Below are 19,622 nucleotides of genomic sequence, written 5' to 3' on the forward strand. Positions count from 1 at the left end.
CCCGCACCCCCTCGCCGTACGCGCGCCTTCCCCCCGCACCCCCTCGCCGTACGCGCGCCTTCCCCCCGCACCCCCTCGCCGTACGCGCGCCTTCCCCCGTACCCCCTCACCGGCGCACCCCCCTTCACCACCCCGTCACTCCCCCTCCACGCTCCGTACAACCATTCGACCGCCCCACAGGTCTCCCCAGCGCCACAAGGCCGCGGGCGGCATACGGTGCCCCCGCGTTTCGCGCAGGAGACACCCATGCCCTCTCACCTTCGTACCGCCCTCGCCGCGACGGCCGCCTTCGCCCTCACCGGCGGACTGCTGACCCTCACCGCGGGCGCGGCCACCGCCGCGAGCGCCAAGGTCCCCGGCCGCGTCGACGCCGACTTCAACAGCGACGGCTACGCCGATGTCGCGGTCAGCGCCTCGCACGCCACCGTCGCCGGCCACAAGAACGCGGGCGCCGTCGCCGTTCTCTACGGCGGGAAGAGCGGTACGCGCACCGCCACGTACACGCAGAACTCGGCGGGCGTCCCCGGCGGCGCCGAGGCGGACGACTACTTCGGCGCCGACACCGCCTTCGGCGACTTCAACAGGGACGGCTTCGACGACCTCGTCGTCGGCGTGCCGGGCGAGGACGTCGGCAAGGACAAGGACGGCGGCACCGCCGTGATCCTGTGGGGCTCGAAGACGGGCCTCAGCGGCGGTACGACGCTCAAGGACCCGCGCCCCACCCAGCACGACAACTACGGTGCCCCGCTGGAGGCCGGCGACTTCGACGGCGACGGGCGGGACGACATCGCGGCCGGCACCACCTCGGGCTCCGCCGTGGTCGACATCCTGCGCGGCAGCTTCAGCCGTACGAACGGCTCCGGCGGCCCCCGCGCGTACACCGTCACGCCCGCGGTCTGGAGCGGCAAGGGCGCGGGCGTCAAGAACCTGCACTCGGGGGACGTCAACGGCGACGGCAAGGAGGACCTCATCGTCAACGGCTACGCCAAGAGCGACGACCTCGACGCCAACTACTGGCTCCCCGGCTCCGCATCGGGCGCCACCACCAAGGGCGCCCAGCGGCTCCCCGCCGGGTTCATCACCGACATCGGCAAGACCGACAACGACGGCTACGCCGACATCGTCACCGGGCTCGAATGGGACAGCGGCATCGGCCACGCCCACAAGGGCGGCACCGCGCTCATCATCCACGGCACCAGGAACGGCCCCGCCTCGGGGAAGATCCAGACCTTCACGCAGGACACCGCGGGCGTGCCGGGGGCGGGCGAGAAGAACGACTGCTTCGGCAGCGAACTGGACCTCGGCGACGTCAACGGCGACGGCAAGCTCGACCTGATCGTCGGCGCCCCCGGCGAGACGGTCGACGGCAAGAAGGGCACCGGCGCCGTGACCGTCCTCTTCAACAAGGCGGACGGCTCCGGCATCACCGGCACGGGATCGCTCTTCCTCAGCCAGAACACCGCCGGCGTGCCCAACGACGACGAGGCGAACGACGGCTTCGGCTCCGAGGTCCACATCGACGACCTCAACGGCGACAAGAAGGGCGACCTGATCATCGCCGCGCCGTGGGAGAACGGCAACGGCGCGGTCTACCCGCTGCTCACGCAGCCGAACGGCAAGAGCTTCAAGGGCAAGGCGGGTGTGTACGTCTCCACGGTGGGCATCTCCACCGCGGGCACGCCGGTCTTCGGCCACAACATGGCCGACTGAGCCCCGTACCCCTGCCCCTCCGTACGCCCCGCACCACCCCGCCCGGCCCTCGGCCTTCCCGTACGCCGGGCGTCAGGGAATCCCCCCGGATTCCCTGACGCCCGGCGTCCCCCCGATCCCCCGGCGGCCGGTCACGGCCCCGGGGGACGTCCGTGAGGCGCGGCGCTCAGCGCAGCGCCGGGTCCGTGAACTCGACGTGCTTCCAGAGCCCTTCGTCCTGGACCTGATAGCGGTACGGCGCCGTGAGCGCCACGTACGCGGCCCTGCCGAGCAGCGCCACCCCGGCGAACCCGCACAGCACCGTCACCCACCCCGGCACGGGCCCGGCCATCGCGGGGACGGTCGCGAGGACGACGCCGAGAGCGAGCGCGAGCACCCGGTCATGCGCCCGCGCCACGTAGAAGGAGGGCCTCCGCACCGGTACGGCGCTCAGCGCGATATCCGTCCCGTGCTGCGCCAGGTGCCCCTCCGCGAGCGCGCTCGCGACGAACCCGGGCTCGATCGCCGCCCACACCACGTGCCCCGAGTCCGTCGCGAAGAAGACCGGTACCAGCGGCCGCTCCCCGCGCGCCCCGGTGTACGCCCGCCACTCGCGCGGCACGCAGAACCACCCCCGGTGCCCCGCGAGTTGCGCGACCGAGTGCGAGAGGTGCCGCTCCCCGATCGCGAGCCGGAACATCCTGCGCTCCTCGACGGCCTCGATCCCGAAGAAGCCCTCGTCCACGGGCGAGGACACCTCGCGCGCGCCGTCGGGAGTGACGGCGATCCCGTAGGCGACGCTCGTGACGATGTCCCCGCTCCCGGTCGCCGAAGCCGTACGGACGTCGAACCGCAGCGGGCTCCCGAGCCGCGCCCGCGTCGCGAGCACGGGTCCCCCTGCGGCGACACGCCTGCGGAAGCCGCGCTGCGCGGGCGGCAGTTGATCGCTCAGCAGGAACGGCAGCCGCACCAGGGCGCCGAGTGTGGCGATCAGCACCAGGAAGGGCAGCAACTCGCCGAAGAAGCCGCCCAGGGGAAGGGCGGCGGTGCGCACGAGGACGTACGGGGCGATCAGGAACAGCAGGACATGGCCGGTACGGGGCCAGTTGCGGCGGATCGGCGCGACCCGCCGCGGAATCCCGGCGCGTACGGGCCCTTCCGGCAGCCTCTCGACCCGCGGCGCGGCCCGCACGGCGATCAGCCACCCGGCGCCGCAGAGGACGGCGAGCCCGCACAGCACGAGCGCGGTCCACATCGGCCCGTCGTCGTCGGAGCCGTACCGCACGGCATCCCCCACCAGGACCGCGACCGTACCGACGAGCGCGGCGACGAGGGACATCCCCCCGAGCGCGGCCGACAAGACCGTCGAGCGATGACGCATCCGTTCCCCCCAGGAACGCGAACAAGGCCGCGAGGTGGGGCGCGCGGGTCCGCCTTCGGCAGAACGTTCGAACCTATAAGCCGGTACGGGAGTGACGCAAGGTCCGCGTCGCACCCCGCGACACGCCGCCGGGAGATGTCACAGCTCGGCCGCAAAGCCCCCGCCCGGCCGGGACCGCTCCTTACCGGCCCGGATATGCGGGTACGTTCGGGGCGTGGCTGGATTCAGGATCGGACGCGGCCGGGACAACCGCACGAGTGGGCAGCAGCAGAACCCTCAGGGCAGGCCCCCGCAGGGCCAGTACCCCGCGCCCGGGCAGCGGCAGCAGCCGCAGCCGTACGGCGCGGCCCCGCGCCCTGCGCAGGGCGGCGGCAACGGCTGGCCCGCGGCGCCCCAGGGCAACGGCTGGCCCACGCCCCAGGGCGGGCCGGGTCCGCAGAGCCGGCCGGGACCGCAGGGGAGGCCGGGACCGCAGGGGAGGCCGGGACCGCACGGCGTGCCCTCGGGCCCGGGCGAGCCCGAGTACTTCGGCGGGCCCCCGCAGCCGCAGCCGCGGAGCGGCGGTTACGGCTACCCGAACAACCCGGGTCCCCAGGGCGGTGGCTACGGCTATCCGGGCCCCTCCGCGCAGGCCCCGTACCCCTCCGCGGCCCAGCACGACAACCCGGGCCACACCCAGGCCTTCGCCCTCGGCGAGGACCCGTACGGCCACGACGTGCCCCCGCCCCCCGCGGCGCCCACGGGCCCCCGGCTGCGCTGGCAGCAGCTGCTCAGCGGCATCGTCCTGCGCCCGCAGCAGACCTTCCAGCGGATGCGCGACTACCCGGTCTGGGGACCGGCCCTCGTCGTCACGCTGATCTACGGGCTGCTCGCGATCTTCGGCTTCGACGAGGCACGCGACGACGTCATCCACGCGACCCTGGGCACAGCGGTCCCTTACGTGCTCACCGCCGCCGTCATGATCACGGTGAGCGCCTTCGTCCTCGGCGTCGTCACGCACACCCTGGCCCGCCAGCTCGGCGGAGACGGCTCCTGGCAGCCGACGGTCGGCCTCTCGATGCTGATCATGACGCTGACGGACGCGCCCCGCCTGGTCATCGCGATGTTCGCGGGCGGCGACGCCTCGTTCGTGCAGGTCGTCGGCTGGATCACGTGGATCGCCGCGGGCTTCCTCTTCACCTCGATGGTGAGCCGCTCCCACGACCTCGCCTGGCCCCGCGCCCTCGGCGCGAGCGCGATCCAGCTGGTGGCACTGCTCTCGCTGATCAAGCTCGGCACGTTCTGAGCACGAGCCGCACACGCCTTCCGGGCACGCGAGGGGAGGGCCCGCCGGACACCCCGGCGGGCCCTCCCCTCTCGTCACCCTGCTCAGGCGTCGAGCACCTGCCTCAGGCGTCGAGCACCTGGTCGTCGCGGCGTACGACGGGGGGCTGGACGCTCCACGGGAAATTGATCCAGTCGTCGGTGCGCTTCCACACGTATTCGCACTTCACGAGCGACTGGGACTTCTCGTAGATGACGGCGCTGCGGACCTCGGCGACGTGCTCGACGCAGAAGTCGTGCACGAGCTTGAGGGTCTTCCCGGTATCGGCGACATCGTCAGCGATAAGGACTTTCTTATTGCTGAAGTCAATGGCGTTGGGAACGGGCGCGAGCATCACGGGCATGTCGAGCGTCGTCCCGACACCGGTGTAGAACTCGACGTTGACCAGGTGAATGTTCTTGACGTCGAGGGCATAGGCGAGACCACCGGCGACAAAGACACCGCCACGGGCGATGGAGAGCACGATGTCGGGCTCGTAGCCGTCGTCGGCGATGGTCTGCGCGAGCGCCCGGACGGCGCCGCCGAAGTCCTCGTACGAAAGCTCTTCGCGCTTGCCGCTGTTCACGGGGCTCACACCTCGGTCCGATGGAAATTCAGGTAGGAGCGGGAGGCGGTGGGCCCCCGCTGGTCCTGGTAGCGCGAGCCGTACCGCTCCGAGCCGTAGGGGAACTCGGCGGGCGAACTCAGCTGGAACAGGCACAGCTGCCCGATCTTCATGCCGGGCCAGAGCTTGATCGGCAGGGTCGCCAGATTCGACAGCTCAAGGGTGACGTGCCCGGAGAAACCCGGGTCGATGAAACCGGCCGTGGAATGCGTGACGAGCCCGAGCCTGCCGAGCGAACTCTTTCCCTCAAGACGCGAGGCGAGATTATCGGGCAGCGTGATGACCTCGTACGTCGAGGCGAGCACGAATTCCCCGGGATGCAGGATGAACGGCTCGTCGCCCTCGGGCGAGACCTGCCGCGTGAGATCCACCTGCTCGACGGCGGGGTCGATATGGGGGTACCGATGGTTCTCGAACACCCGGAAATACCGGTCGAGACGCACATCGACACTGGAGGGCTGGATCATCGATTCGTCGAACGGATCGATCCGCACCCGACCGGCATCGATCTCGGCCCGGATGTCCTTGTCTGAGAGAAGCACCCGTCGAGGATACGGCCCGCCCCGCACCGGGACGGGCCCCACCCCGGTCAGCGCGCCCCGGCCTCCACCGGAACCGCGTACCTCAACCGCGCACACCTCGGGCACCGCACCAACCGCCCGGGCCCGATCCGCGCGGCCCCGAGCCGCCGCATCGGAAACAAGGACGTGGCAAACACATGCCCCTCAGCACATCGCACGACGGTGTCCCCCATCAACCAACAGGCCCCTTCCACAAGCCGACGAGCCAGGACGAACGCCACATTACGCCCCGCCCACCCCCACCCCGCACCCAACCCCCCGCCGCCATACGGTAGACTCCCCCACAGCAAAACACCCCGCCCCACCGACCCCAGGGTCTGGTAAGCTGCGGAGGTATTTTTGTGCGGGTGTAGTTTAATGGTAGAACATGAGCTTCCCAAGCTCAGAGCGCGAGTTCGATTCTCGTCACCCGCTCCATGAAAAAGCCCCAGGTCGATGGCCTGGGGCTTTGTTGTTGTCCGGACCGGACTGGTCGCGCCGTGCCTGATCCGTTTTTCTCGCTGCCACTGACCTGTTCAGCGGGCGTAGGGCGTCAATGAGGCCGGCCACTTCCCGGCCTCCGGGAAAGGAGCCTGGATAGCAGGCGGCTCATCCCCTGCCGCATGGTCGGCGCGGCGATGCCGCGTGTGTGTCGGGGGCCGGGCTCGCCGTCGGCGTGGGCGGGCTGCCGTCGTGGGTCGCCTTCACGCTCCGGGTCACCCACGGGACCGACAAGGCGATGGACGAGGTGCTGCCCTGGCCTCTGTCCATGCGACCGACAAGATGCGACTGCTTCAGCGACAGCGGCTCCTGCGGCGGCAGCCCGTGCCTCGAAGACCACGAGTTGGCGATCGGCGCCGCGGGCAGCCAGCCCGCCGGGGCCGGGGGCGCCTCCACCGGCTCCTCCTCGGGCCTGCCGCGACGCGCCCTCGTGTGCGGCGTGGCCCCGGCGGCGGGCGGGGGCGCGTTCGGCCTCGTACGCCGCCGCGAGGCCGGTCCGCACGCCTGTGCACCCGTGCGACGGCGCCCCGTACTCGGCCCGGGCCCCGCCTGCGCGACCTGGGGCATATTTGTACGGGCGTACGCGGGGCACCACGTACTGCGCCCGTTTCCCCTGGAGGACTGTTCCCCATGACCGACCGGCCCCTGACCCTCATGGCAGTGCACGCGCATCCCGACGACGAGGCCACGAGCACCGGTGGGGTGCTCGCGCGGTACGCGGCCGAGGGCGTGCGTACGGTGCTCGTCACCTGTACCGACGGCCGCTGCGGGGACGGGCCCGGCGGGGTCAAGCCCGGCGACGACGGGCACGATCCGCTGGCCGTGGCCGAGATGCGTCGCGAAGAACTCCTCGCGAGCTGTGAGGTGTTGAAGATCAGCGACCTGGAGATGCTGGGCTACGCCGACTCCGGGATGATGGGGTGGCCGAGCAACGAGGCGCCCGGCGCGTTCTGGCAGACCCCGGTGGCGCAGGGCGCGGAGCGGCTCGCCGCGCTCATGCGGCAGTACGAGCCCGACGTCGTCGTCACGTACGACGAGAACGGGTTCTACGGGCACCCCGACCACATCCAGGCGCACCGCGTCACGATGGCCGCGGTGGAGCTGAGCGGGCTGACGCCGAAGGTGTACTGGACGACATCACCCCGCTCGGCGATGGGGCGGTTCGGCGAGATCATGCGCGAGTTCCAGCCGGAGATGCCGGAGCCGGACCCCGCGGAGGCCGCCGCGATGGCCGAGATCGGGCTTCCCGACGACGAGATCACGACGTGGGTGGACACGACGGCCTTCAGCGGCCAGAAGTTCGACGCCCTCGCCGCGCACGCCAGTCAGGGCGACAACATCTTCTTCCTCAGGATGGGCAAGGAGAGGTTCGGCGAGCTCATGGGCACGGAGACCTTCCTCCGCGTCAAGGACGCCTCCGGCGCGCCCCTCCCCGAGAACGACCTCTTCGCCGGGCTGCGCTGAGCCTGCGCCAGTCCCTCCCAGGCCGTCTCGGCCAACGCCATCGCGCGGCGCCGCCGGCCCCGTTGGTGATCGCCCCGGCCAGAGCGATGCGCCGACGGGCTCGGGCAGTTGGGGAATACTGCGACGGCGCGGCGTTTGGCAGCGGCAGGCGATCCGGATCGACCTTCCGCTGGAAGAGGTGGTGCCGGCCACCCGCGCGTACAGGTATGTGAAGACGCGTGACGAGATCACGCCGGTGGCCCGGCCGGTGAAGGAACGCAAGGATCTCTATGCCCCCGTCCTCGCTCAGACAGCGCTCCGAACCGTCTTGGAGCGCGGCACCCCGGCCACCGCGCGGGAAGAGCCGCCTCCGCCCCTCGTCCCACTCACCTTCCCCATCGCCCGGGGGCGGGGCGGCCCTGGCTGCCCCGCCCCGGGCTCCCGAAGGCTCCGGGGTGCCCCCGGGGGGGGTGAGCGGCCGGGCTGGCCGCCTCACCTCACCGGGAAGCCGAAGGTGTAGCCCTGGCTGTTGAGCCAGGGGAGGATCTCGCGGAGGGCGGAGAGGGTTTCGGCGCGGTCGCCGCCCGCGTCGTGGAAGAGGATCGTCGGGCCGTTGGGGAGTTCCGCCTTCACCGTGGAGACGATCGTGGCGAGGCCCGGGTGTTCGTAGTCCTTCGTGTCGACGTTCCAGCCGAGGGGGCGCATCCCGTGCGCGGCGGCGAGGTGGCGGCTGTACGGGGTGAAGGCGCCGCCGGGGGCGCGGTAGTACTGGGGACGGACGCCGCCGGATGCCTTGGTGATCATGCGGGCGGCGTCGAGGATCTCCCGCGCCTGGTACGCCTCGGACTTGTGGTCCATGCCGGTGTCGTGCGAGATGGTGTGGTCGCAGAGCCTGTGGCCGTCCGCCACGACCTGCTTGACGAGGTCCGGGTGCGCCTGGGCCTGGGTGCCGACCATGCAGAACGTCGCCTTGACCCCGTACTCCTTGAGGACCGCGAGGACCTGCGGCGTCCAGGTGGGGTCGGGGCCGTCGTCGATCGTGATGTTGACGCCGCGCGCGCCCTTGTCCGAGGCGTGCGCGATGGCGGCGGCCACCTTCTTCGGCTGTGCGGTCGGTGTCGCGGTGGCGCTCGGCCGCGGCGCGGGGCCCGAGAGCGTGTCGGCCTGCGCCGTCCACAGGGAGGTCACGGCGGCGAGCGCCGCCACGCCGAGTACCGCGGCGCCGTACTTCCCGCGCCAGACCTTTTCCCTGTGCCGTGCCATCCGTGCCGCCCGCCCCTCGGTGTCTCCGCCGTTGCCGTGCGTCCATCCAGCCACACGTCTGGCCTGCGGAGATACCCCGGTTACCGAGCCAGGACAAAGCTGCGAGGGGGCGGCGACATACGGGAGAGCACGGCGACAGAGGGGCCACGCCTCCGCGCGCGCAGGCGTGCTCACGTACGGGGACTTCCCCCGATCGCCCGCTCCACCCCGGCGAAGCCGTCCGCGAGGCGGTCGGCGAGGAGGGCCACCGCGCGGCCCACCGGGTCCTCGCCCGTTCCCGCGAGCGCGCGTTCCCTGCGTTCCGCCTCGCACAGGGCTTCCCAGCGGGCCTTCTCCTCCGGGGTCGAGGTGCCGCGCAGCAGGGCCAGTGCGAGGAGGGACGCCTCCGCTTCCGGGCCGAGGGTCTGGGCCTCCGCACGGTAGTGGTCGGTGACGAGCGCTTCCACTTCCTCGGGGGTCATGTCGGCGGTGACGCGCGCGGCGATCTTGTTCATGTCGCGGTAGGAGCCCTGGAGCTGGAAGCGGGGTTCGGTGCGCGAGGCGCCCGTGCGGGCGGCCGAGGCGATGTACGCGGCGTTCGCGCGCAGGAGGGTCGTGCGGGCCCGTACCAGGTGGCCCAACACCGCCCGGATCTCCGCGCGTTCGGCCGGTGCGTAGGCATGTTCCGTCGCGGTGTCCGCGAGGAGCGCGGGGATGTCGGCGGGAGCGCGGGAGGCGAGCGGGGCGAGCGCGGGGTGTGCGGTGAGGGCGTTCTCCAGGAAGCTGAGCGCGAAGGCGTCCTCCTTGCCGTGCAGGACGTCGCCGAGGTTCCACACGTCGGCGCGGCTCGCGAGCATGTCGGGGACGTGGAAGGAGTCCCCCGACTCCGTGTACGGGTTGCCGGTCATGACGACGGCGAAGCGCTTGCCGCGCAGGTCGTGCCCGTCGAGCGTGCGGCTCGTGTCGCACAGCGGGATGAACTGCTGGAGCAGGCGCGGCGAGAGGTGCTGGATGTCGTCGATGTGGAGCAGCACGTTGTTGCCCGCGGTGAGCGCGAAGCGCAGCTTCTCCAGTTCGCGGCGTGCGCCCTCGTCCGGGGCGCGGTCCGGGTCGAGCGAGGTGGTCGCGCTGCCGAGCGCGGGGCCGTCGACGCGGACGTGGAGGAGGCCGAGGCGGGCGGCGACGTAGCCGGTGAGGGTCGTCTTGCCGTAGCCGGGCGGCGAGAGGAGCAGGAGGAGGCCGCCGCGGTCGGTGCGGCGGCTCGCGCCCGCGGTGCCGAGCTGCTTGGCGAGGTTGTCGCCGACGAGCGGCAGGTACACCTCGTCGACGAGCCGTCCGCGTACGAACGAGCCCGCGACGCGCGGGACATAGCCGTCGAGCCCGAGTTCCGCGCGGGCCGCGGCGAGGTAGCGGGTGCGTGCGCGCTGGTAGGCGCGGAAGGCGGGGGCCGTGGTGGTGCGGAAGGCGTGGGTGCGGGGCAGGAACTCGTCGATGCGGAGGGTGAGTTCGCGTCCTCCGGCGGGGCTGGGGGTCAGGCGGGGATGGGTGCCGATGAGGCCCGTGACGGTGGCGGACTGGGGGGCCTCGGGTGCGCTTGAGGCCACGTCCCCACCACCACCGCACAGTTCGAGTGCCACCGCCTCCGCCAGGTCGCCTTCCGTCTCGGGGCCGGGCGCGCGGCCGGAGCCGCCGCGGACGTACGCCTCCAGCCACCCGCGTACGAGGGCGCCGGCGCCCAGGGGGTCGTCGGCCGCGAGGCGTTCGCGCGCCTCTTCCGCGTACGGGGCGGTGCCGACGTGCGCGCGGAAGTCGGCGAGGAGCGTCAGGGCACCCTGTCCGGCGACGAAGTGCCCGGCGTCGGCGGCCACTTGCTCGACGAGGTAGGCGGCCGCCTCCTCGCTCAGACCCGCTCCCCACACCCCGCTTCCGGTGTCCTCGTGGAGCCGGGTGCGGAGTGCCGTGAGGGCGCCCGGCTCGATGCCGAAGGTGTCGCGGGCGCGGGTCAGGGACGCGCAGGTGCGGGCGAGCGCCGCGCGGTCCTCGGGGCCGTACGTCCAGTACAGGCGCGCGGCCGCGCGGGCGGCCGCGGGGAACCGCGAGAGCCCGGCCGTGGCGGCGAGTGCGAGGAGCGCTTCGAGGATCAGCGCCGCGTCGTGGTCGTGCACGCCGGGCTCGTGGCCCTCGTCGTACGCGGCGGCCGCCTCGCTCCGTACGAGCGCGGCGCGCTCCTCGGCGGTACGCGCGGCGAGCGCCGCCGGACCGTGCGCGGCGAAGAGGCGCGCCGCGAGGTGCTCGGCGCGGTAGACCTCGGCGTTCTCGCTCGGCAACTCCTGGGACCAGAAGGCGGGTTGCGAGACGAGGGTGGGGTCGGTGACGGGGGTGCGGTGGTCGGTGCCCGTCAGGGCGAGGACGAGGCCGCCGCCGTCGGGCGCAGGGACGAGCGTCAGGACCGGGGCCTCGCGGGTCACGGCGAAGCGGTGGCGGCCGAGGCGGACGGTCGCCCCGTCGTCCTCGTACAGATCGCCCCGGTCGCGCAGCGCGCGGCGCGCCTCCTCGTGCGCGGCGGCGAGGCGGGCCTCCAGCTCGTCGGCCCGTACGGGGTCGCCGAGTTCACGCAGGCTCCGCACCACGTCCCGCACCTTGAGCGGCATCGGGTCGGAGGCGAAGTACGCGGCGAGCGCGGCCGGTTCGGCGGCCGCGGCGGCGCGCCTGGCGACCGTGGCGAGGAGGGCGCGGGCCGAGTCGGCGAGGCGTTCGGCGCGGCGGGCGCGGGCGTCGCGCAGGCTCTGACCGCGCCCGGCGAAGGCGTCGCTCACCTCGGCGCGCTTCTCGGCGAGCGCGGTGAGGAAGGCGTCCTGCCCGGCGAACCTGGCCTCCAGGCCGTCGAGACGTGTGAGCAGCGCGGTGAGTCCGCTCTCGCAGTCCTCGGGGGTGCTCGCGGCGGCGAGCGCACCTGTCACGGCCTGCCCGAAGAGCGCGAACTCCGCTGCGAACGCGTCCTGTTGCTCGGCCTCGCCCAGTTCGTCCGCGCGTCCCGCGGCGAGCGCGCGGGCCCGGTTGAGGCCGCCGAGGAGCCCGGTCACGCGGTGCAGGACGCGGGTGCGCGCGGTGGCCTCGGTGCCTTCGAGCGAGGTCAGGGTCTCGGTGAGGGAACGCAGTCCGGCGGCGAGGTCGTCGATGCGTGCGGTCAGCTCGACGGCCGCTGATGCCTGGGCGAGGGCGCGGGCCTCGTCCTCGTACGCGGCGAGCTGTTCCTCCTGGGCCGTGAAGGCGGCCGTGTCCTCCAGAGCGGTGAGGGCGCGGCGGGCGGTCGTGTCGAGGCCCTGCTCGGTCTCGGCGGCGAGCGCGTCGACGGCCGCCGTGTCCACGTGGCGCAGCCCGGCGAGCGCGAGCACGGCGCCCTGCGCGCGCCGCAGCTCGGTGAGGCGCTCGACCCACGTGAAGACGCCGGACGCCGGCTCGCCCGCGACGCGGCGGAGCAGGCCCCGTACCTCCTCGGCGGCGCGCGTGACCTCGGCGGCCGACTCGGCGGCGAGCGCCCGCACCGTCGCGTACGACTCCAGCGTCCGCCGCGCCGCGTCCCGCACCTCGCGCAGCGGGGTCCGCAGGTCGACGGGCAGGTCGTCGGCGGCGAGCCAGGGGTGGCGGTCGAGCGCGCGGTCGCACGCGGTGAGGAGGGCCTGGTGGGCGGGTTCGGTGGTGGCTTCCGCGGGCGTGGCGGCGGCCTCGATCCCGGTGGCCCCGTCCCCTGTCCCTGTCCCTGCCCCTGTCCCTGCCCCTGCCCCTGCCCCTGCCCCTGCCCCTGCCGCGGTTTCAGCCCCTTCCTCGGTCCCGGTCCCGGCGGGGTCGCCGGTGGCCCCGGGCTCCGCGGGGTGTTCGGCCCCGGGCCCCGCGTCCCGTACCGGCACCCGCGCGTCCCCCACCGCGGCGCGCGCGAGCCGTACCGCGTCCAGGCAGTCGGCGATGCCCCGTACGAGCGCGGCCGCGCCGATCCGGGCCAGCGGTCCCGCCGCGCGTGCCTCGCGCGAGCGGGCGGCGAACGGGGTGCGCCAGGCGCGGACCGCGTGCGCGGTCGTGGCCTCGGTGCCGGGCGCTTCGAGCGCGTACAGCGTGCCGTCGTCGAGGAGCGCGTGGCCGTGGGTCGTCAGCGGTGTCGCGACCTCCTTGCGGACCCTGTGGTACGGGAGGAGGAGGGCGGGGCCGCCCTCCGTTGCCCGGAAGACGTACAGGACCTGCTCGCCGTCGGGCGAGGCGACCTCCTGCTCGAACCGTGGCCCCTCCTCCTCGCGCCCGGTGAGGTCGAAGCGCCGCACCTCGCCCGTCGCGAGCACGTACCCGCCCGGGTAGACGAGTCCCTCGCCGCCCGGCAGCCGCCGGAACGAGCGGCCGAGCGCGTCGAGCCGCGTCACGCGCCGCGTCAGCGGGTGGAAGACGAAGTAGCGCGCCTCCTCCTTGTACGGGCGTACGCGGAGCAGGACGAGCGACCCGGCCTCCGCGTGCGCGAACTCCGCGTCGCCGAGGGACTGGAACGGCTCGTCGACGGGCTCCTCGTGGAGTACGTCCTTGGTCTCGGTGTCGTTCTCCGTCTTGATGCCGAGGCGTCCGCCCACGGTCGACACGTAGAGCGCGCCGCCCGCGAGGCGGACGTGCGGGTGCCGCCCCGGAACGTGGTCGGCGCGGCCCGCCTCGTGCCAGGACACGTCGTAGCGCCCGGCCGCCGCGTGCTCGCGCTCGCCCGCCGCGTCGATGAAGCGGTACGTGCCGTCGCCCTTGTCCTCCCAGCGGAGGACCTTGAGGTCGCCCTCGCGCTCGCCCGTGCGGAAGACCGCGAGGAGCCTGCCGGGGACCCTGCGCAGCCGCACGAGCGCGGCGCGCCTGAAGTAGCGGTGCAGCGCGGCGAACTCCTGCCGGAACGCCGGGTCGTCGAGCAGCCCGGGCACCGCGTCGTCCGCGAGCGGCCGCAGCTTCCCGTCGTACAGGCGCAGGACGTCGCCGGCCTCCGGCTCCCCGCGCACGGTCCCCGGGCCCGGCACCTGCCCGATGAGCAGCGTGCCGGGAGCGACCGCGAGCAGGTCGCGGGGGTGCGCGGGGCGCGGCACGGTGATCTCGCCGTGCCGGTCGGGGACGACGTCCGTGCCGCCGAACGCCTCGCGGCGCGCCGCGTCGAGCGCGGCGAGCCGGGAGGCGAGGACGCCGGTGCGCTCGCGGAGGCGGGAGTGGTCGGCGACGAGGCTCGCCCCGGGGTCGAGGCTCACTCCGCGCTCCCGGGGGCCGGGGCGCCGTTGAGGGCCGAGGCGGGGGCGGGCACCGCGGCGGGCGCCGCCGCCGTACCCGTACCGCCGCCGTTCGCGCCCGTACCGCCGCTGCCGCCGACGCCGCCGAGCAGGCCCGCGAGGGGCAGGTCGGCGAGGCCCAGGCTCCGTGCCGTCGCGGTCAGTTCGGCCAGGCGCGGGTCACCGCCCCGCGCCATGAGCGAGGTGAGGAGAGCGGAGACCGTCAGGTTCTTGATGTCGCCCGTCGTGACCGAGCCGAGGACGCTCGTCAGGTCGTCCGTGAAGGAGGAGGTGCCGTCGAGCCACGGGCCCGCGAGCGTACGGGCCGTCTCGGAGCCCTGCACGAAGCCGTCGAGCCCCTTGCCGAGCGAGACCGAGCGCACGAGCCGGTCGAAGAACACGTCCTCGCCGCCGACGATGCTGACGTTCGCGTGCTCCAGGCCGGTCGCGAGGACCGTGGCCTGCGACTCCGCGACGTGCCGCTGCGCGTCCAGGCCCGCGAGGCGGATGTCCTTCTCCGCCTCCAGGCGGAGCCGGTACTCCTCGTGCCCGCGCGAGGCCTCGTCGAGCGCCGCCATCGCGGCCGCCTTGTCGGTGAGCCCCGCGGCCTCCGCCTTGAGCTTCTTCTCCACCGCCGCGGCCTCCGCGCTCGCCTTCTCCTGCGCGCCGGCCGCCTCGGCGAGTGCCTTCTCCCGCGTGCCCTCGGCCTCGGCGAGCGCGAGTGCGCGGGCGCCCGCCGCCTCGGCGCGCAGCCGCGCCTCCGTCGCACGGGCCTCGGCGAGCCCGGCCTTCTCGGTGACGTCCGCCTCCTGCTCGCGTACGCGCACGGCGGCGAGCCCTTCCGCCGCAGCCTCGGCCTGGATGCCCTCGGCGAGCCGCACCTTCGCCTGCGCGTCGAGCGTGGCCGCCTTGTCGCGCGCCTCGGCGAGCGTGAGCTGCTCGGCTGCGCGGTGCACGGCCGCCTGCTCCGCGGCCTCGGCGGCCTTGATGTCCTTGACGAGCTGCTCCTGCGCCTCCGCCTCGGCGGCGATGACCGCCGACTGCCGCAGCCGCTCGGCCTCCTCGACGGCGCGCAGCCGCTTGATCGCCTCCTCCTGCTCGGCGACGGTGCGGTCCACGGCGACGCGCTCGCGGATGACCTCGGCGATCGCGCGGCGCTCGCCCTCGACCTCCTTCTCGGCGGCGATCCTCGTCAGCTCGGTCTCGCGGTCGCGCCCGATGACCTCCAGGAGGCGGTCCTTCTCGATGCGCTCGTTCTCGATCGCGATGACCCGCTCGCGGTTCTTCTGCGCCACGGCGATCTCGCGCGCCTGGTTCTCGCGCTGGACGCCGAGCTGCTCCTCCGTACGCAGGAACGCGGCCTGCGCGCGCAGCCGTTCCTCCTCGACGACCCGCGCCGTCTCGGCGTCCTCACGCGCCCGCACGGTCTCGACCTCGCGCTTCTGCTTGCTCTCCGCCTCCGACTGACGGCGCTCCAGCTCCAGGATCGCCTCGCGCGCGTCGACGTTCTGGCGCGTGATCTCCTTCTCCTCCGTGCGCTGGAACTCGTTGGTGCGCACGTGCTCGACGGCCGTCAGCTCGGTGATCTTGCGGATGCCCTGCGCGTCGAGGACGTTCGCCGGGTCGAGCTGGGCGAGCGGCGTCTGCTCCAGGTAGTCGATCGCCGCGTCCTCCAGGCTGTAGCCGTTGAGGTCCGTGCCGATGACCTGGATGATCCGGTCGCGCAGCTCCTCGCGCATCGTGTAGAGGTCGGTGAAGTCGAGCTGCTTGCCGACCGTCTTGAGCGCCTCGGAGAACTTGGCGTTGAAGAGTTCCTGGAGCGTGGCGCGGTCGCTGGCGCGCGCGGTGCCGATCGCCTGGGCGACCTTGATGACGTCCTCGACGGTCTTGTTGACCCGGACGAAGAAGGAGATGCGGATGTCCGCGCGGATGTTGTCGCGGCAGATGAGGCCGTCGGCGCCGGTGCGGGAGATCTCGATGGTCTTCACCGAGATGTCCATGACCTCGGCCTTGTGGAACACCGGCAGCACGACCTGCCCGGTGAACGTGACGCTGACCTTGCGGTACTTGGAGACGATGAGCGCCCGTCCCTGCTCGACCTTCCGGAAGAGCTTGCTGACGAGCAACAGCCCGACGGCGATGAGCAGGAGCAGGACGACGGCCGGAATTCCGACCCCCAGAAGCAGATTCATGAATGACCCCCGGTCAGGAAAGAAGCGGTGCGGGTGACGAAACGGTGCGGGACGAAGCGGAGCGGATGACGACGAGCGGGTGTGACGCAAGAGCGGGTGTGCCGGATCGGCGGGTGTGACGAATCAGTGCGTATGCGGATGAATGGGCTGCGGCGTGACGTGGCGGGTACGGGGTGCGGCGCGGTGGGGGCGCGGTGGACGGGGCGGCCGGGCGGTACGGGGGCGGGGCTCCTGCGGGCGTACGTGCCCGGGCGGCCCCATGTGGCGCGGCGCGGGGCGGGCGGCGCGGGCCGTGACCGTGGTGTCAGCCGTCCGCCGTCTCAGCCGTACCGCCGTCTCAGCCGTACCGCCGTGTCAGCCGTACCGCCGTCTCAGCGGCCCGGTTCAGGAGGAGCGGGGTCGAGGCCGGGATCGAAGGGCGTGACCCAGAAGAACCCCTGGTCCTCCTCGTAGGCGTAGAGCAGCCCCGTGCTCCCGAGCGCCAACTCCTCGCCCTCGTACTGCCGTACCTGCACCAGCGCGGTCGAGCCGTCCGTCGCGCGGACCTCGGCCTGCCCGAAGCGGACATCGACCCAGCCGGTGCGGATGACGCACAAGGCGCCGACGAACGCCCGCAACGAGGGACCCTCGTCCCCCGCGAAACGCGCCCAAGGCTTCCGACCCCCCACGGTCACCCACCCCCGTTCTCACGGCCCTGGCGCCGGGCCGCTCCCCCGATCCTGCCCTTTACACGCTTCTGACGCACTGCTTGGTTCCGGCAATGTTCCGTGCGAGGTGAATGCCGGGGTGAGCGCCGGGGCGGAAGGGAGGCGGGTGGGACGGGAGGGAGCGGGACGGGAGGGGAGGGAGGGGGCTCGGGAGGAGGCGCAGGAGGGGGGGAGGCGGCGCGCGGGGGGGGAGGGATGGCGGGGGCCGGGGGTGTGGCGGGAGCGCGGCCCCGGCCGGGAGTTGCTCTCCCCAGGTCCTCCGGGGGGCTGCGGCCGCTACCGTGTCCCGGACCACCCGCTGCGGATACGGTTTCCCGGGCCGCCGGGGTGGATACGGTCCCCCGTGCCGAGCGGGACCATGTGAAGCGGGGAGGGGCCGGCGTGCTCGAAGTGGTGACAGCCGGGGCGCTGAGCGCGTTCCTCGGCGCGGTGTACAACGGCGCGGCCGGAGAGGTCGGCAAGCAACTCCTCGTCAGCACGCACGAACTCGTCCACCGCACGCTCGGCCGCAGGACCATCGCGCCCACCCTCACCGAGCCCGCTGCCCGCGACGACCTCGCCGCCAGGCTGAGCGTGCTGCTGCGCGAGCGACCGGCCCTCGCCGGGGAGTGGCGCTCCGCGATGGCCGTGGTCCCCCGGCTCCGTACCGCCACGACGGGTGCGCCCTGGCCGCCCATGCCGATCCCGCCCCGCGGCTTCCAGAACCGCGAGAAGGTCCTGGACCGGCTGGACGAGGAACTCAAGCGCCCGTACCAAGGCGCGCCCCGCGCGGTCCAGTTGTACGGGCCGGCCGGCATCGGCACGAGCGCGACGGCGCTGCACTGGATGGCGCGCCGCGAGGACACTTTCGGCGAGCACCGCATCCACCTCGACCTGCGGGACGTCCCCGGTGTCCCTGCCCCCACCCCGGCGGCCGTGCTCGCCGCGCTCCTCGCCCGCACCGGGCTCGCCCCCGACGCCCTGCCGCCGACGGAGCAGGGGCGCATCGAGGAGTTCCGGCGCCGGATCGCGGGGCAGCCCGCGCTCGTCGTGATCGACCACGTCACGGCGGCCGCGCAGGTACGGCACCTCGTGCCCACGACCTCCGATGCCTTCCTCCTCGTCGTCGTCTCCGGCCCCCCGCTGCCGCGCACCGCGCTGGAGGCGACGCGGGTCGACGTACCGCCCCTGTCCGATCGGCACGCGCTCGCGCTGCTGCGGAGCCTCGCGGCGGAGGAGGCGCCCAAGCGCCGCCGCAAGACCCCCGCCGAGGCCGACGTGATCGCCGCGTCGGAGGGCAACGCGCAAGCGCTGCTCACCGCCGTGCGCCGCCTCATCGCCGAGCACGAGGCGGCCCCGCACCGCGAGGAGAGCGCCCACTCCGGCGACCCCGTGCGCGAGGCCGCCCGCCACGCGCACGCGAGCCTGCCTCCGGCGAGCGCCCGCGTACTGCGGCTCTCCGCGGTGTGCGGCTGGCCGCTCCTCGACGCCGGACTCGCGGCCTCCCTCGCCGCCGTCCCGTACGAGGAGGCCGTGACCGCGCTCGCCGACGCGGTCGAGCACGGGCTGCTCGACCCGCGGCCGGACGGCCGTCACCGCTTCAGCCCGCGCGTCCGCGACCACCTCGCGGACGCGGCGGGGCGGCTGGACGGGCTCTCGGACTGCGCGTTGGCCGTACGGAGGGGGGCCGAGGCCCTGCGCGACCGCGCGCTGCGCACGGCCCGCGCGGCGCTGCCGCAGAGCTGGCGCACCGCACCGCCCGCCGGGCTCGCCGGACCCGCCCCCGGCGAGCCCGCCTCGCCCGATCCGCACACCGCGCTCGCGCACTTGTGCGCCGAGACGCCCAACATCGTCGCCGCCGTCACCCTCGCCCGCGACTTCGGCCACCCCGACGTGGCCCTCGCCCTGGGCCGGGCGCTGTGGCCGGTGCAACTCAAGTCCGGGTACTGGGACGAGACCCTGCCCGCCATGCGCCTCCTCGTCACGCTCGCCGACGAGTACCGCCCGGGGACCGAGGAGGCGGCGGCCGCCCACTTCCAGCTCGCCCACTGCCTCGGCCAGCTGGGGCGGTACGAGGAGGCCCGGACGGCGGCCGGGGCCGCGCGCGCCCACGAGGAGGCGGCGGGCCACCTGCGCGGGCAGGCCTCCGCCGTCGAGTACGTGGGCCTCCTCCACCTCTACGAGGCGCAGCCGGAGCCCGCCCAGGAGTGCCTGGCCGCAGCGGACGCCCTGTACGGCCGTATCGGCCCGGACGACCGGGGCTTCGGCGATCTCCCCCGCGCCCGGGCACTCCTGACCCGTCATCAGGGTCGCGCCCTGTGGTTGCGCGGTCGGCTCACCGAGGCCCGGGCCCACCAGGAGACGGCTGTCGGGCGCTTCGAGGAACTGGAGGACGACGCCAACCGGGCGAAGACCCTCTCGGAACTGGCCGAGACCCTGCACACGATGGGCCGCGCCGAGGACGCGCTCACGCACATCGAGGCGGCCGAGGAACTGCTGGGGGGCGAGGAACACGCACGCCGGGCCTTCCTCGTCACACTGCGGGAGCGGGTGACGGGGGCGGGCACCTGAGGGCGCGGGCTCAGGCGGCGGGCGGCCGAGGGGGCGGCCGGAGCGAGCGGGGGGCTCACGGCAGGCGGCGGGCGAGGCGGACGGCTCACGGCGGATGACTCGCGGCGGGTGGCGGGCAGCAACGGCAGCAGTGGCGGTGGCGAGCGCCGGGCAGCG

12 protein-coding genes and 1 tRNA gene are annotated in these 19,622 nt (G+C 73.7%); 6 read left to right on the forward strand and 7 right to left on the reverse strand.

What is annotated here, in order from left to right; genetic code table 11:
• Window positions 1-246 precede the first annotated feature (246 nt).
• Complete coding sequence (locus ACQYWQ_RS14290) at window positions 247-1,710, forward strand: FG-GAP repeat protein (protein ID WP_431034975.1); 1,464 nt, start codon at window positions 247-249, stop codon at window positions 1,708-1,710.
• Window positions 1,711-1,876: 166 nt separating this feature from the next.
• On the opposite strand, the gene ACQYWQ_RS14295 is transcribed toward ACQYWQ_RS14290, so the two are convergent.
• The gene (locus ACQYWQ_RS14295; RefSeq protein WP_431034976.1) at window positions 1,877-3,028 is read right to left on the reverse strand and encodes a hypothetical protein; all 1,152 of its coding nucleotides are present in this window, start codon (window positions 3,026-3,028) and stop codon (window positions 1,877-1,879) included.
• Between the two features lie 256 nt (window positions 3,029-3,284).
• On the opposite strand from ACQYWQ_RS14295, the gene ACQYWQ_RS14300 reads away from it, so the two are divergent.
• Complete coding sequence (locus ACQYWQ_RS14300; RefSeq protein ID WP_431034977.1) at window positions 3,285-4,355, forward strand: YIP1 family protein; 1,071 nt, start codon at window positions 3,285-3,287, stop codon at window positions 4,353-4,355.
• 103 nt (window positions 4,356-4,458) lie between these two features.
• On the opposite strand, the gene ACQYWQ_RS14305 is transcribed toward ACQYWQ_RS14300, so the two are convergent.
• A complete protein-coding gene (locus tag ACQYWQ_RS14305) occupies window positions 4,459-4,959 on the reverse strand; it encodes a phosphoribosyltransferase (protein ID WP_431034978.1) in 501 nt (166 codons plus the stop codon).
• 5 nt (window positions 4,960-4,964) lie between these two features.
• Entirely contained in the window at window positions 4,965-5,540 is a 576-nt protein-coding gene (dcd, locus tag ACQYWQ_RS14310; protein WP_164291230.1) for a dCTP deaminase, read from the reverse strand.
• Between the two features lie 382 nt (window positions 5,541-5,922).
• On the opposite strand from dcd, the gene ACQYWQ_RS14315 reads away from it, so the two are divergent.
• From ACQYWQ_RS14315 to ACQYWQ_RS14325, 3 genes are all read left to right on the forward strand, one after another.
• A tRNA-Gly gene (locus ACQYWQ_RS14315) sits at window positions 5,923-5,996 on the forward strand.
• Window positions 5,997-6,207: 211 nt separating this feature from the next.
• A complete protein-coding gene (locus tag ACQYWQ_RS14320; protein ID WP_431034979.1) occupies window positions 6,208-6,693 on the forward strand; it encodes a hypothetical protein in 486 nt (161 codons plus the stop codon).
• Window positions 6,690-7,523 (forward strand): PIG-L family deacetylase, encoded by an 834-nt coding sequence (locus ACQYWQ_RS14325; protein WP_431034981.1) that lies wholly within the window; start codon window positions 6,690-6,692, stop codon window positions 7,521-7,523. The genes ACQYWQ_RS14320 and ACQYWQ_RS14325 overlap by 4 nt, the downstream gene beginning before the upstream one ends.
• Before the next feature lie 471 nt (window positions 7,524-7,994).
• Here the strand turns inward: ACQYWQ_RS14325 and ACQYWQ_RS14330 are convergent, their stop codons facing one another.
• The 4 genes from ACQYWQ_RS14330 to ACQYWQ_RS14345 all read right to left on the reverse strand — a co-directional run bounded on the left by ACQYWQ_RS14330 (window position 7,995) and on the right by ACQYWQ_RS14345 (window position 16,826).
• A complete protein-coding gene (locus tag ACQYWQ_RS14330) occupies window positions 7,995-8,765 on the reverse strand; it encodes a polysaccharide deacetylase family protein (protein ID WP_431039189.1) in 771 nt (256 codons plus the stop codon).
• A 170-nt stretch (window positions 8,766-8,935) separates the two neighbouring features.
• Window positions 8,936-13,999, reverse strand: coding sequence for a DNA repair ATPase (locus tag ACQYWQ_RS14335; RefSeq protein ID WP_431034983.1), 5,064 nt, complete (start codon window positions 13,997-13,999; stop codon window positions 8,936-8,938).
• Window positions 13,996-16,209 (reverse strand): flotillin family protein, encoded by a 2,214-nt coding sequence (locus ACQYWQ_RS14340; protein WP_431034985.1) that lies wholly within the window; start codon window positions 16,207-16,209, stop codon window positions 13,996-13,998. The genes ACQYWQ_RS14335 and ACQYWQ_RS14340 overlap by 4 nt, the downstream gene beginning before the upstream one ends.
• A gap of 371 nt (window positions 16,210-16,580) precedes the next feature.
• On the reverse strand, window positions 16,581-16,826 hold the full coding sequence (locus ACQYWQ_RS14345; protein ID WP_431034987.1) for a hypothetical protein: 246 nt from the start codon (window positions 16,824-16,826) through the stop codon (window positions 16,581-16,583).
• 471 nt (window positions 16,827-17,297) lie between these two features.
• Between ACQYWQ_RS14345 and ACQYWQ_RS14350 the strand changes: the two genes are divergently transcribed.
• Window positions 17,298-19,466, forward strand: coding sequence for a tetratricopeptide repeat protein (locus tag ACQYWQ_RS14350; protein WP_431034988.1), 2,169 nt, complete (start codon window positions 17,298-17,300; stop codon window positions 19,464-19,466).
• Window positions 19,467-19,622 lie beyond the last annotated feature (156 nt).

It is taken from the genome of Streptomyces sp. P6-2-1 (genome assembly GCF_050613165.1).
Classification (GTDB): Bacteria; Actinomycetota; Actinomycetes; order Streptomycetales; family Streptomycetaceae; genus Streptomyces.